This window comes from Otariodibacter sp. (assembly GCF_029256985.1).
Lineage (GTDB): Bacteria > Pseudomonadota > Gammaproteobacteria > Enterobacterales > Pasteurellaceae > Otariodibacter.
Genome location: NZ_JARIDQ010000085.1, coordinates 1 through 14,370 on the forward strand (window position 1 = coordinate 1; position 14,370 = coordinate 14,370).

Sequence of the window (14,370 nt, forward strand, 5' to 3'; positions counted from 1 at the left end):
TTTGAGTGCAACAACCTCAATATCAAATTACTCTGCAATTTGTATTACACTATCCATCATTTTTTTAGAGTTTAAATTCTGCTTTTAATTCATCATAAGAAACTTTCATATAATACCTCTGATTTCATAGAATACGACCTTAAAAAATTACCCCCTTAAATAACAAACGTTAATTACGTACATAAAACAAACTAACTTTATTCGTTGATGGTTGCTAACGCTTGCACCAAGTTTTGATACGCTTGGTATTTTTTCTGATATGTGGAAAAATTCGCTGGATTAGGCTTGATTCTTTTCATTGTGTCGTTTAAGGCTTTAATATGGGAAATATCCTCACCTGCACTTTGCATTGCCATTAATGCAGCTCCTAAACAGCCTGTTTCCTCAACATTTGGAATTTCCAAAACCATTCCCGTTAAATCCGCTAACATTTGCATCCAAACTGGCGATTTAGTTGGTCCGCCTGTAACACGTAATACATTTGCATTAGGGAAACGTTGTTTCATTCGGGTTAAGTGATGCATTAAGCTAAATAGTACCCCTTCATAAATAGCCTGTAATAAATGAGCTTGAGTATGGTGTACTTGCATACCGTAAAAACCGGCTTTCATTCCTAGTTTTGCATTTGAACCATATAAGAATGGAACAAACAATACTGAACTCTCCGCTGGAGGTAAGGATGAAATTTGTTGATTAATTTGTTGGTAATCTAAATTCCATTGTTTGATAAACCATTCTAAGTTACCTGCTGAGGTTGGACTGGCCTCGTGTACTATAAAATGGTTATCCTCTATATAACGACCATACACGAAAGGTAATGATTGATTATCGTCAATCAGTTGAGTAATACCACTTACCACCGACCAAGTACCCAATACAGCATTCAGTGTATTTTCATCATTTAAATTGGCACATCTTGCCGTAGAAACGACATCAAATAATCCACCGACCACAGGTGTACCTTCAGCTAGTCCTGTGAGTTTGGCAGTTTCAGCCTGTATATAGCCTGCAATTTTATTTGATTTGACTATCGGAGGGAGTTTATCCATCACTTCAGGAATCCCTAAAATATCAGCTAAATGCGGATCATATTCCCCTTTTGCCATATTGTATAAATTGGATTCAGAAATATTGGTTTCTTCACAAGATAGTTGATTGGTTAAGCAGAAACGTAGGTAATCGTGAGACATTAAAATCGACCCAATTGCTTCATAACGTTGAGGTTCATTCTCTTTAATCCAACGCAAAATAGAAACTGGATGGCCTGTCCATAATGTTTGGCGAGTGTTCGGATACAACGTGGCTGGAATATTTTCAGCTTGCCAACGTTTTACAATCTCTATTGAACGTTGATCCGAGGATAAAATAGCTCTACCTAGTGGTTGATTTTGTTTATCTAATAAAAATACCCCTTTCCCTTGTGCTGAAATACCAATACCTTTAATATTTGTCGGCTCAACACCACTTTTTTGCACAGTATTTCTTATTACGTCTACACAAACTTGCCATAACTGTGGCATATCACGTTCCGCATAACCTGATTGTTCGCTGATTACCACTACATTTTTACGATCAAAGGCTAGCATTTCACCTGTATTATCAAATAGAGTGGCTTTAATAAAAGTCCCACCACAATCTACGCCTAGGTAGTAATTCATTTTTAATTCCTTTAAATTAAGCATTAGCGGTAAGATTATGCAAAAGTTTTACATAATCTTACCGCTTGTTATTATTCAGCTAATGCATCAATTTGTTTAACTAATGAATCGCCATTTTTTTCAATGAAGGATTTACGAACATCTGCTTCAATAATTGCTTTGAATGGTTTATTATCTACCTCTTCAATAACTTCAACTCCTTCTTTTTTTAATTTATCAATAATACCTTTTTCATTATCAAGATTTAATTGACGTTGATATTTACCAGCTTCTTGAGCACTTTCAACAATAGCTTTTTGTATTTCTGGCGAAAGTGAATCAAATTTTGTTTTATTCATTACAACAATTAGTGGTGTATAACCATGGTTAGTTAAGCTTAAATATTTTTGTACTTCATATAATTTTGCAGACCAGAAAATACCAATTGGTTGTTCTTGAGCATCGACCGCTCTTGTTTCAAGAGCAGTATATAATTCAGAAAGTGGCATTGGTACTGGATTTGCACCAAGTAAACTAAATGCTTCAATATACATTGGATTTTGGTTAGTACGAACTTTTAATCCATTGATATCCTCTGGTTTTGTAACTGGATGCTTAGAATTAGTGAACGAGCGGAATCCAACTTCCCAGAAAGCTAATCCTTTTAAGCCTTGATCTTCTAATTCTTTTAATAGACCTTGTCCGATTTCACCATCTAATACAGCATAAGCATGTTCACGATTTTTGAAGATAAAAGGAATATCTATTACATTTAAATTAGATACTAAACCTGAAAAGTTTGGTGAACCCGACATTTCTAAATCAATAGTTCCACCACGTACTGCACCAATCATTGTTTGAGCATTACCTAATGTACTATCTGGAAAAAGTGTAAGTTTAATTTCATCATTGGTTTTTTCTTTAAGTAACTCATTAAATTTTTTTGCTGCTTGATGTTGTGTATCACTACGAGGTGCTTCATACCCAAAACGTAATGAAGTTGTAGCCATGGCAGTCGCAGATAATAGTGTAAAACTGGTCGCTAAGGTTGCTAATGTTTTTAAATTTAAAATTTTCATAATAATCTCCTTGAATTAAGGTTGTAACCACTTAAGTGGTGTGAGAATTAATGATGGGAAGAATATGAAAGCAAACAGTAATACAACCATCATCAACATATAAGGTGCAATCCCTCGAGCTGCTTTATCAAATGGTAATTTAGACACCCCAACAATCACATTTAATACGTTACCAACTGGGGGAGTAATTAAGCCAATTGAAGTATTTAAAATAAATAAGACACCAAAATAAACAGGATCAATGCCAGCTTCTTCAACAAGTGGCATAAGAACAGGAGTAAGAATCAAAACCGTTGGTGTTAAGTCCATCACCATACCAATGACAAATACTACTGCCATAATGACAATTAATAATAAGGTTGGAGAATCAATTAACGGCTCCAATAATTCGGTTATCATTTGTGGAAGTTCAGCGATAGTAATTAACCATCCTGTTACGTTGGCAGCTGCTACTAATAACATAACAACAGATGTTGTTTTACCTGCTGCAAGAAAAACTTTATATAAATCTTTAAATTTCAATTCACGATAAACAAATAATGAGATAATTAAAGCATAAAATGCAGCAACAGCTCCTGCTTCAGTTGGAGTAAAAATCCCTGAACGGAAACCACCGATAATGATTACAGGAAGTAACAATGCCCAAATACTATTTTTAAATGAAATACAAAGATCTTCTCTTGTTGCTTTAGAGAATGTCATTAAATTTAAACGTTTTGCTTGCCACCACCATAACAACCCTAAACAACATCCCATGAAGACTCCAGGGAAAATACCTGCTAGGAATAATTTTGTGATGGAAACTCCGCTTGCTACACCGAATACAATAAATGGAATAGATGGAGGAATAATTGGAGCAATGATACCCGCTGTACCAATTAATCCAGCAGAACGATCAAGTGGATATCCTGTCGTTTTCATCATCGGTAATAACATGGCAGCCACCGCAGCCGTATCTGCTACAGCAGAACCCGAGAGACTTGCCATAATCATCGCAGCTAAAATTGCCACAAAACCAAGCCCACCACGTTTATGACCAACTAATTTCATTGGTAAATCAATAATACGTTTTGACAGCCCTCCTTCATTCATGATTTCACCAGCTAATACAAAGAAAGGTATTGCAAGTAAAGAGAAGCTATCCGCACCACTCACCAATTGTTGGGCTAATATTTGAGAATCAAAGAGATCGAGATGTAGCATTAATGCCACACCACAAACTAAAAGTGCAAAAGCAACAGGGATACCTAAAAGAATTGCACCAAGTAATACTGAAATAAAAATAACAACGGTCATTGGCTTACTCCTTTAATGCCTACACGAATAGCTGCAACAATTCGAATTAAGACTAAGATTGCAATAAAGCTACCAGACACAAGACTTGCTAAATAAGTTATTGCTGTTGGAATCTCTGAAATAGGAGAAAGGTTATGTAAATTGAGCTGAAATTGCACCCAACTACCATCAATGATTAAATAGCAACAAAAAAGAATCATTGCGTCTGTAACAACACCTAACCAGTGCTTTTTAATTGCTGATAAATGCTGAGTTAAAATAGACACGCTCACGTGTTGATTTTCATTGAATGCCAAGATTGCCCCAAGAAAAGTTAGCCACACAAAAAGATAACGAGAAACTTCTTCGGTAACATTGATACTGCTATTAAAGCCATAACGTAAAACAACATTAAGGAAAACAAGAATAGACATCGTGGCAAGAATAACAATTATGAATATTTCTAGAATCTTACTAACAGAATGAATAATTCTTTCCATAATGCGTTACTCCAATTCACTCATTGTAATTTTGACAACAATTTTTTTAAGTTTGCTATAGGTAATATTAATACTCAAAGGACAATGAATATCTTCTGCAAAAAATACAGCAAAATTACCCGCTTTTTCTGATTCATCGGATATGTCTGAATAAAATAGAATATTTGGATTAGGAGCATAAATAAGAACGCCTTTTATTTCATAACGTCCTATTGGTAATGAATCAAAATCTATTTCTTTTAAATAAGTAAAAGCTGTTTGAATTTCTGCTGGATAACGATTCAAATTGACTGAGGGAATATGATTGAAAAACATAGATGCTCCTTTTACTGGGCTTTGTGAGTAAGAAAGAAATTACAAAACTTTTAAGTAATCTCACCGCTTGTAATTTCTTCCTCAAGCTATTTATTAGAAACTCACTAAAGTGATTTTAATTTTTCCCAAACAGAATCATCTACAGTAATACCATTGGCTCTATTATCTGTTTGAACTTTAGGAAATTTATGACCCGGTAAACGTATCGCAACATCAGGATCAGCTCGCTCTGCTGTTTTGACATACTCAATAATCTTACTAAGTTTTTCCTCTTTTGTTTTACCATCAATTAATCTATCGACCTCAATCGCAATAAAAATTTGTGATACACAATATTCATCATCTTTTTCTTCTGAAACTTCAGCAGTAGATAATCCATTAGAAAGTAATGTTGCGATCATATCTAATACAATAGATAAACCAGATCCTTTCCAGAACCCCATAGGTAATAAACGATGATTTTTCTCAACAGTACCAGGATCTCGAGTTAAGTTTCCTTCATCATCAAACCCTGCATCTACCACTGTTTGACGACCAGCAAGACGATGAACTTCCAACATACCGTAGGAATACATTGAACAAGACATATCAACCATTGTGATTGGGGATGAAGGGATTGCGATAATTAATGGATTAGTACCAATACGAGGTTCTTTTGCACCCCAAGGCGGGACAGCTGCAATCGAATTAGTCCAACAAATACCGATATAACCTTTCTCTGCTGCTTGCCAGCCATATCCACCACCACGCATCCAGTGGTTAGCATTTTTTAGTGCAACAACTCCGATGCCAAATTCATCAGCAATTTGCATTGCTCTATCCATCATTTTTTTAGCAGTTAGATTACCTATTGCTTGATGAGCATCCCATTGTTCAATTGCACCAAGAGAAAGTACTTTTGTTGGCTCAGCCTCTGGAACAATATGCCCTTTTTCAAGTTGTGAGATGAAGCGAGGAAAACGGTTTATACCGTGAGAGTAAACACCATATTCCGTTGTATCGGCAAACATCGTTGCACATTCTTCAGCTAAATCTTCTCTAACATTTCGAGCTAATAAGACACGTTTAAATTCTTCTTTTAATTCATTATAAGAGACTTTCATTTAATACCTCTAATTTCATATAGTAAAATACTATTTCAAAAACTACGCTCTTGGACAAAAAATGTCAATTAAATGTAAAAAATAAAAACTCTTTGTAATCAATATGTTATTTGTAAATTTTTTGTTTTGTGAGGTAGATCTCACTTTTTAATAATTAGATTTCACAATATGAAATGACTATAATATGAATGAAATTTAACGAGTATTAGACTAAATAAAATAGGAATAAATAATGGCTGAAGGAAAAAATAGCGGAAATCAAAGTCTTATTCGAGGTTTACAATTACTTGATATTTTAAGTAATTTTCCTAATGGTTGTCCTCTATCTAAGCTAACTAAAATTTCATCATTAAATAAAAGTACTGTTCATAGATTACTACAAGGATTACAAAGTGAAGGATTTATCAAGCCGACAAACTCAACTGGTAGTTATCGACTAACAACAAAATGCCTTAGTTTAGGACAAAAAACACTCTCTTCAATGAATATCATCCATATTGCATCTCCTCATCTAGAAAATCTAAATCTTATTTTGGGTGAAACAATTAATTTTTCCCAACGAGAAGGTGATCACTCCATTATGATTTATAAACTAGAACCAACCAATGGAATGATGAAAACAAGGGCATATATAGGCCAACAAATGGAGTTATATTGTTCTGCCATGGGAAAACTATTTTTGGCACATGAAGCTAATAAAAATTATCTCGATAAATATTGGTTAGAAAAAAAGGAAATTATAAAATCCCTAACGAACAATACGATTACGATCGTAGAGAATATGAAAATAGAATTAGAGGATGTGCTTAGAACTGGATTTGCAATGGATAGAGAAGAGAATGAAATAGGTGTTGTCTGTATCGCTTGTCCAATCTTTGATCTTAATAATTCAGTAAATTATGCAATTTCTGTTTCTACTTCGATACATAGATTAAATCAAATAGGAAAAACAACAATATTGACTGAACTAAAAAAGACTTCACAAGCTATTTCTGAAGAACTTGGCTGGCAACCTCATAAGAAAGAACATGAAAAAAAACAAATGGTGGGATAACCCACCATTCTAGTGAAAATTACCAATATTTTTCAATTTCTGCACGAATAGCATTAGCAGTTTCTTTACCTTTATCCCCAACTAAGGCTCGACCTGCAATAAATACTTTGGCTTTTCTGATTTCTTTAAATAGATGAATATCTTCTGGAATAATGCCCCCAGTAATAGATAATTCAAGACCAATATCTTCAAGACGTTTCATTTTCTCAATATCTTCTGCTGTCCAACCTTTTCCTGCTAATTCAGCATCACGGGAACGATGGTAAATAGCTTGTTTAACGCCTAAATCCACCCATTCTTTAGCATCTTCAAATGTCCAATTTCCATAAATCTCAATTTGAATCTCTTTTTTTACTTTAAGATCTGGGTTAGCTACATTAAAATCATCAGCAACTTTCTTACAAGCAGCTTTTGTAGCAGGATGTGCTGCAGCAGAAACGGTTAACCAATCTGCACCTGCTTCAAATGCCATTTTTGCTAAAATTGCACCACCATCAGTTGTTTTTAAATCACAGACAATAATATGGTTTGGATGTAAAGCCCTAAGCGTTTTAACTGCTTTCATTCCTTCAGCACAAGCTAGGATGGTACCAATTTCAATAATTTCAACAACATCTTCTGCTTGTTTAGCATCGGCAACTGCTTTTTCTAGACTTAATGAATCTAGTGCAATTTGAAGTAAAGGTTTTGACATAATACTATTCCTCATTATTCAATAAATATTAAGCATTCAATGCAGCGTCAATCACCGCATAAACATCTTCTTTAGATTGGCAACGACGTACTTTATCTAAATCTACACCAGTATCACTATCAGGATCATCCAATACTTGAGTTATTTCCATTAAACCTTGCATATGCTGATCTGAATCACTTCCTGCTAAAGTTAATAAAACATCGACAGGATCATCTTCACCATCAAAATACACTGGTTTTGCTAAAGTAACTAATGCAAAGGCTGTTTTATTAACACCTTCTTCTGGGCGAGAATGAGGCATTGCTAAACCCGGAGCTAATATAATGTATGGCCCTAACTCCTTAATATGCTTAATAATACTATCATAATAACGAGGTTCAATTGCGCCTGACTCAATAAGCATATCCGTACCAATTTTAATTGCTTCTTCCCAGCTATTAGCTGATTGATGTAATTTAATAGAATTATTTTCTATAAGTGATTGTTTTAAATTCATAATAATGTCCTATTACTTAATGTTACAAGCGGTCAGTTCTGCAATACTTTTTACATATTGTGACCGCTTTTATGACTTTTATTTTCTTATTCTTTTTGATGTTTATTAATTAACTCAATCAATTCATTACCGAAAGAGTTTGGGTTCAACATATTTTTAACACCCAAAACAGATTTACCTTCGCCAACTTCTATTTCATTCGCTAAATGTTTAGATGCAACAATAATATCTATCTCACTAAGTTTTCCTTTATAATCTGTCACAGCACAAGAATCCATAATATTAGGAATACCCTTTTTATCTAAGTAACCTTTAATTTTCATTTTCATCATCATTGATGAACCTTGGCCAGAACCACATACTGCAAGGATACGAATTGGTTTAACATCATCTTGTTGTATCACACCTTCATCTTGAACAGATGCTACTGTTTCATCTTCTTCATCTAAACCGTAACCATCCATTTGCTCAAGGGTTTTACCCGCAGCTTTTGCAGCCGCTTCATCAGCTCGTAATTTTTTAGATGCAAAGCCCATATAAACAACGGCTAATGCAAGGATAATGAAAAAGAATCCTGGTACACTTACAATACCTTGTAAAATAGGAGGGAAGAATAGCGCCCAGTCAGCCATTCCCATCCAACCATTAAAAGTTGTACCTTGGCTTTCTAATAATTGAATTACCCATGCAGAGCCAAGCACTTCAATCATTCCCATTACTAAACAGATTTTTATAACAGCTTTCCAACCACCAAATTGGTTTGCAAACACACCAACAGTTGCATTGGAGAAGAACATTGGTATAAATCCTGGGATGATAAGAATTGGTGCATCAAATCCTAATAAGATACCGACTGCGATAAATTGACCAATTGCACCCCACATAAAACCAAACACCATCGCATTTGGAGAGAATGCATAGATTGCCGCACAATCAATTGCTAAAACAGAATTTGGAATAACTCGTTCTGAAATTCCTTTAAATGCTTCAGAAAGTTCAGCAACAAACATACGTACACCTGTTACAATTACTTGTATTGCTACCGCAAATTTAAGCCCCATTTCAAGAATATACATAAACCAGTTTGTGCTACCAGCCATTTCTTGCAAATTATCTAAACCAAATGAAAGTAAGATAATACCGAAGAAAACAGTCATAACTAGTGCTGTTGCAGAAATACTATCGTGAAAAATATGTAACCATTTTGGTAGATTCATTTTATCTACCGAATCATTTTTATCTCCAAGTTTTGGTGCTAATTGAACAGCAATCCAAGAAGCAATTTGTTGTTGGTGACCAATTGAGAAACCTGCTCCACCTGTTACTGCCTGAGTTGGTTTGTACATAATATTTGAAGAGATGCCCCAATAAAGCGCCATTAATACTGCCGTATAAATAATTGTTTCCCACATTGATGCACCAATAATCATATAGAAAACAGCAATCAACCCTGCTTGTTGGAACATAATATGCCCTGTAAGCATAATTGTGCGAATACCAGTAAAGCGTCTAAATACAACCAACAAAATATTTAAAGCTAATGCAAGAATAACAGCATATCCCACCCAACTATAATTATCTGCCATTGTTTGAATAGTTGCTTGCATGCTCGTATAAGGATCAATAACAGCTCCTGTTAAATGATGAAATTTTGATAAGTTATCAATAATCGGCTTAAATCCACTCACTAATACACCTGAACCGATTTGAACCATCATAAAACCTACAATAGTCTTAATTGTTCCTTTAATTATCGTTGTTGTATCTTTTTTTAATAAGATATAACCAATACAAGCCACAATACCAAGTAAGAAAGGAGCTTTAGATAGCACTTGTGCATTAAAGCCTAAAAATAGATTATAGAGTGTTTCCATAAGGACCTCTGTTGTTGAACGGTTTATTAATATGAAATATTTCACAAGAGAATAAAATTTGGTTGGGCGAAATTTTTAGCCGTGCAAATAATATCAACTAAAAAAGATTAAAAAAGATTATTTTTGATTATTTGTGACACTCTTCACACTTTTATATTAAATTGTATATTTTTTACTCTAAAAATATAATTTATTATAATTATAAAATAGTTATTACATATAAAATTCAAAACAAATCTAAAAAATAAAGATAAAATAAAAATTAGATACAGATCACAAATTATTACAAAAATTGTTTTACAATTATAAATGATTGTGTATGATTTATTTTGATTATTATTTTTATTAAATTGTCAGGAGTTAACAATGAGTAAAGTTTCAGAAATCACACGAGAAAGTTGGATCCTTTCTACATTTCCAGAGTGGGGTACATGGTTAAATGAGGAAATTGAAGAAGAAGTTGTTCCAGCCAATAATGTTGCTATGTGGTGGTTAGGTTGTGTTGGATTATGGGTAAAAACCCCACAATCAGCTAATCTTTGTATTGATTTGTGGTGTGGACGTGGTAAAGCGACTAAAAAAGTAAAAGATATGGTACGTGGACACCAGATGGCAAATATGGCTGGTGTACGTAAATTACAACCTAATCTAAGAAATTCGGTTGGTGTATTAGATCCATTTGCAATCAATGAGGTAGATGCAATTGTTGCAACGCACTATCACAACGATCATATTGATGTAAATGTTGCAGCTGCTGTCATTAATAATCCAAAATTAGATCACGTTAAATTTATCGGCCCACAATATTGCGTTGATATGTGGACTAAATGGGGTGTACCAGTAGAACGTTGTGTAGTCGTTAAGCCTGGTGATTCTGTGAAAATTAAAGACTTAGAATTGATCGCATTAGATTCTTTTGATAGAACATGTTTAGTAACATTGCCAGCACGAGGTGCTGAAGAAAATGGTGGAGAGTTGGCTGGAATTTGTCCAAGTGATGAGGAAATGGGATTAAAAGCAGTAAATTACTTAATTAAAACACCAGGTGGTAATATCTACCATTCAGGCGATTCTCATTACTCAATTTACTATGCAAAACACGGAAAAGATTACGATATTGATGTTGCATTGGGTAGCTATGGTGAAAATCCAGTAGGTATCGCAGATAAAATGACTTCTGTTGATATTCTTCGTATGGCCGAATGTTTAAGAGCGAAAGTCGTTATTCCTGTTCATCACGATATTTGGACTAACTTTATGGCAAGTACCAATGAAATTCTTGAATTATATCGCATGCGTAAAGATCGTTTGCAATACAAATTTCATCCATTTATTTGGGAAGTTGGTGGTAAATATATTTATCCAAGAGATAAAGATTTAATTGAATACCATCATCCTCGTGGATTTGATGACTGTTTTGAACAAGAACCAAACGTGCCATTCAAATCTATCCTTTAATATCAACATTCCCTCTCGAAATAATAGAGGGAATATTCCATCTGTTCATTATTTAATTTAGAATGCATAAACAAGGAGCAAATAATGAACGAAAATTATCGCCACAGGCAATTACTCAATTTATTAGATGAACATAAAGTACTCTCTACAACTGAAATCATTAAGTTATTAAATATTTCACCTGCAACTGCTCGTAGGGATATCACTAAATTAAATGATCAAGGTAGATTGCGTAAAGTCAGAAATGGTGCTGAATCAATAAAAAATAGTTACTCATTTAAAATACACGACAGTGGGTATATTAGTAATATTGCAGAAAAACAGCGAATAGCAGAAGCAGCCTCAAAACTTTGTCAAGATGGCGAAAGTATTGTTCTTACATGTGGCTCCACTATGTTAATGCTTGGTAGCCATTTATGTGGGCGAAAATTACAAATTATTACGAATTTCTTACCGCTTGCAAATCATCTTATCGAAAATGACCACGACGATGTTGTTATTATGGGTGGACAATATCATAAAAATAAAGCCGTTACGCTATCACTGAGTTCTCAAAATGAATCAATGTATGCTGCAAATACAATGTTCACTAGTGGAAAAGGTATCACTACGGATGGTTTATATAAAACAGATATGGTTATTGCAAATTCTGAACAACGGATTTTACCAAAAGTAAATAAATTAGTTGTTTTACTTGATAGCTCTAAATTAGGGCAACAAGTTGGAATGCTATTTAGTCGTTTGGACAATATAGATATTCTTATTACTGATAAAAAAGCAGATCCTATTATTATTCAAGAACTTAGAGATAAAGGATTAGAAATTATTTTGGCATAAAGGAGAGCTTTTAAAAAGCTCATTCTTAATACTCGTTATCAATCAGCAGGAGTTACTTGTGAGAAAGCATAAATTAGGCATTTATGAAAAAGCCTTACCCAAAAATATCAGTTGGCAAGATCGTCTGTCTATTGCTAAAACGTGTGGATTTGATTTTGTAGAAATGTCTATCGATGAAACTGATGAGCGTTTAGCCCGTTTAGATTGGAGCAAAAAAGAACGATTAAATTTAGTCAAAGCAATTGTAAATACTGGAATAACTATACCATCCATTTGTTTATCAGGTCATCGCCGTTATCCTTTTGGTAGCCATGATCAAGAAACTCGCCAAAAAGCTTACGAAGTAATGGAAAAAGCGATCCAATTAGCTGTTGATTTAGGTGTAAGAACTATTCAATTAGCCGGATATGATGTCTATTACGAAGAACAAGATGAAGGAACACTTAAACGTTTCCAAGAAGGGTTAGAATGGGCTGTAGAATTGGCTGCAAGTAATCAAGTAACGCTTGCTGTAGAAATTATGGATACAAAGTTCATGAGTTCCATCACTCGTTGGAAAAAGTGGGATGATCTCATTAAATCACCATGGTTCACCGTTTATCCAGATCTTGGTAACTTATCCGCTTGGAACGATAACGTAGCAGAAGAGTTAAGATTAGGTATTGATAAGATTTCAGCTATTCACTTAAAAGATACCTATAAGGTTACAGAAACATGTAAAGGGCAATTCCGTGATGTTCCATTTGGTGAGGGATGTGTCAATTTTGTCGCATGTTTTAAGACTTTAGCTGAATTAAATTATCGTGGTGCATTCTTAATAGAAATGTGGACAGAAAAATCTGAAGAGCCAATTGCAGAAATTATCAATGCTCGTCGTTGGATTGAACAAAAAATGAAAGAAGGAAATTTTCCATGTTAAAAGAATTAAGAGAAAAAGTACTAAAAGCTAATTTAGAGTTACCTAAATATAAATTAGTCACATTTACCTGGGGAAACGTGAGTGAAATTGATCGTGAATCAGGCTTAGTTGCAATAAAACCATCAGGAGTGGATTACGACACAATGACAGCTGATGATATTGTTATTGTTGATTTAAATGGAAAAAAAGTATGGGGTGATAAAAAACCATCTTCCGATACAGATACTCACTTAGAGCTTTATCGTCAATTTACGGATATTGGTGGAATCGTTCATACACATGCTCGTCACACAACAGCTTGGGCACAAACTGGCGAAGATATTATTGCATTAGGTACAACCCATGCAGATTATTTCTATGGTCCTATTCCTTGTACTCGAAAAATGACTCCTGAAGAAATTGCAGGAGATTATGAATTAGAAACAGGTAAAGTTATCGTTGAAACCTTCCGAAATAGAAAGATCGACCCAAATATGATGCCTGGAGTAATTGTACATTCTCATGGCCCTTTTAGTTGGGGTAAAGATGCATTTGATGCAGTACATAATGCCGTTGTAATGGAAGAAGTTTCATATATGAATCTATTTAGTAAATTAATACGTCCAAATTTACAACCTATGCAACAAGAATTGCTAGATAAGCATTACTTACGTAAACATGGTAAAAATGCTTATTACGGACAGTAATATTACATTCAGACAATTAAAATAAAGATGATTGTAATCCACATCACTAAAATAAAACTATAATCATCTTTATTAACTTCATTTTTCTATAATCACGCCACTTCTTCAAATTAGGTATAACAGATAAAAGTATGGAAGAAACTATACATTTTGTCACAATTCATAGATATAGCACAATAATTAGATTCGCCCATTGTCTACTATGCACATCTCTAGCAACGTAATACTGTAATAGTTAATACTACCTTGCTGAGTAAAATTATGACTTAAACACAATTACTGTCTATTTTTACCTAAAATATTAGTAGTTATTAATTTAGCAAGTTCCCCATAGATCATAATCATCTGCATGAGTAATATTTACGCTAATTATTTGCCCCACTGAAATTGGATGATTTGAAACGTTATCAATGTAAACTAATCCATCTATTTCTGGAGCA

General features: G+C 34.0%; 14 protein-coding genes and 1 pseudogene. 5 read left to right on the forward strand and 10 right to left on the reverse strand.

The window, feature by feature from the left end:
* Positions 1–197: 197 nt before the first annotated feature.
* The 6 genes from Q1J40_RS08395 to yiaK form a co-directional block, all read right to left on the reverse strand.
* On the reverse strand, positions 198–1,658 hold the full coding sequence (locus Q1J40_RS08395; RefSeq protein ID WP_301099683.1) for an FGGY-family carbohydrate kinase: 1,461 nt from the start codon (positions 1,656–1,658) through the stop codon (positions 198–200).
* 71 nt (positions 1,659–1,729) lie between these two features.
* On the reverse strand, positions 1,730–2,716 hold the full coding sequence (locus Q1J40_RS08400) for a TRAP transporter substrate-binding protein (RefSeq protein WP_301099684.1): 987 nt from the start codon (positions 2,714–2,716) through the stop codon (positions 1,730–1,732).
* Between the two features lie 15 nt (positions 2,717–2,731).
* Positions 2,732–4,012, reverse strand: coding sequence for a TRAP transporter large permease subunit (locus tag Q1J40_RS08405; RefSeq protein ID WP_301099685.1), 1,281 nt, complete (start codon positions 4,010–4,012; stop codon positions 2,732–2,734).
* Positions 4,009–4,491, reverse strand: coding sequence for a TRAP transporter small permease (locus tag Q1J40_RS08410; RefSeq protein WP_301099686.1), 483 nt, complete (start codon positions 4,489–4,491; stop codon positions 4,009–4,011). Before Q1J40_RS08410 ends, Q1J40_RS08405 begins: the two co-directional genes overlap by 4 nt.
* Before the next feature lie 6 nt (positions 4,492–4,497).
* Positions 4,498–4,806: a YhcH/YjgK/YiaL family protein gene (locus Q1J40_RS08415; protein ID WP_301099688.1), complete on the reverse strand. Its 309-nt coding sequence runs from the start codon at positions 4,804–4,806 to the stop codon at positions 4,498–4,500.
* A gap of 104 nt (positions 4,807–4,910) precedes the next feature.
* Positions 4,911–5,909: a 3-dehydro-L-gulonate 2-dehydrogenase gene (yiaK, locus tag Q1J40_RS08420; RefSeq protein ID WP_301099689.1), complete on the reverse strand. Its 999-nt coding sequence runs from the start codon at positions 5,907–5,909 to the stop codon at positions 4,911–4,913.
* A 232-nt stretch (positions 5,910–6,141) separates the two neighbouring features.
* Here yiaK and Q1J40_RS08425 point away from each other — a divergent pair, with 232 nt between their 5' ends.
* A complete protein-coding gene (locus Q1J40_RS08425; RefSeq protein ID WP_301099690.1) occupies positions 6,142–6,963 on the forward strand; it encodes an IclR family transcriptional regulator in 822 nt (273 codons plus the stop codon).
* A 19-nt stretch (positions 6,964–6,982) separates the two neighbouring features.
* On the opposite strand, the gene Q1J40_RS08430 is transcribed toward Q1J40_RS08425, so the two are convergent.
* The 3 genes from Q1J40_RS08430 to Q1J40_RS08440 form a co-directional block, all read right to left on the reverse strand.
* Positions 6,983–7,657, reverse strand: a complete 675-nt coding sequence (locus Q1J40_RS08430) for a 3-keto-L-gulonate-6-phosphate decarboxylase UlaD (RefSeq protein ID WP_301099692.1) — start codon at positions 7,655–7,657, stop codon at positions 6,983–6,985.
* 28 nt (positions 7,658–7,685) lie between these two features.
* Positions 7,686–8,156, reverse strand: coding sequence for a PTS sugar transporter subunit IIA (locus tag Q1J40_RS08435; RefSeq protein ID WP_301099693.1), 471 nt, complete (start codon positions 8,154–8,156; stop codon positions 7,686–7,688).
* An 86-nt stretch (positions 8,157–8,242) separates the two neighbouring features.
* Entirely contained in the window at positions 8,243–10,030 is a 1,788-nt protein-coding gene (locus tag Q1J40_RS08440; RefSeq protein WP_301099695.1) for a PTS ascorbate-specific subunit IIBC, read from the reverse strand.
* Positions 10,031–10,396: 366 nt separating this feature from the next.
* On the opposite strand from Q1J40_RS08440, the gene ulaG reads away from it, so the two are divergent.
* From ulaG to araD, 4 genes are all read left to right on the forward strand, one after another.
* Positions 10,397–11,488, forward strand: coding sequence for an L-ascorbate 6-phosphate lactonase (gene ulaG / locus Q1J40_RS08445; protein ID WP_301099696.1), 1,092 nt, complete (start codon positions 10,397–10,399; stop codon positions 11,486–11,488).
* 84 nt (positions 11,489–11,572) lie between these two features.
* Positions 11,573–12,325: an HTH-type transcriptional regulator UlaR gene (ulaR, locus tag Q1J40_RS08450; protein ID WP_301099697.1), complete on the forward strand. Its 753-nt coding sequence runs from the start codon at positions 11,573–11,575 to the stop codon at positions 12,323–12,325.
* A 58-nt stretch (positions 12,326–12,383) separates the two neighbouring features.
* A complete protein-coding gene (locus tag Q1J40_RS08455) occupies positions 12,384–13,244 on the forward strand; it encodes an L-ribulose-5-phosphate 3-epimerase (RefSeq protein ID WP_301099698.1) in 861 nt (286 codons plus the stop codon).
* Positions 13,238–13,930: an L-ribulose-5-phosphate 4-epimerase gene (araD, locus tag Q1J40_RS08460; RefSeq protein WP_301099700.1), complete on the forward strand. Its 693-nt coding sequence runs from the start codon at positions 13,238–13,240 to the stop codon at positions 13,928–13,930. The genes Q1J40_RS08455 and araD overlap by 7 nt, the downstream gene beginning before the upstream one ends.
* A gap of 316 nt (positions 13,931–14,246) precedes the next feature.
* Here araD and Q1J40_RS08465 read toward each other — a convergent pair.
* Positions 14,247–14,370: pseudogene (locus tag Q1J40_RS08465) on the reverse strand (hypothetical protein); the annotation flags it as partial.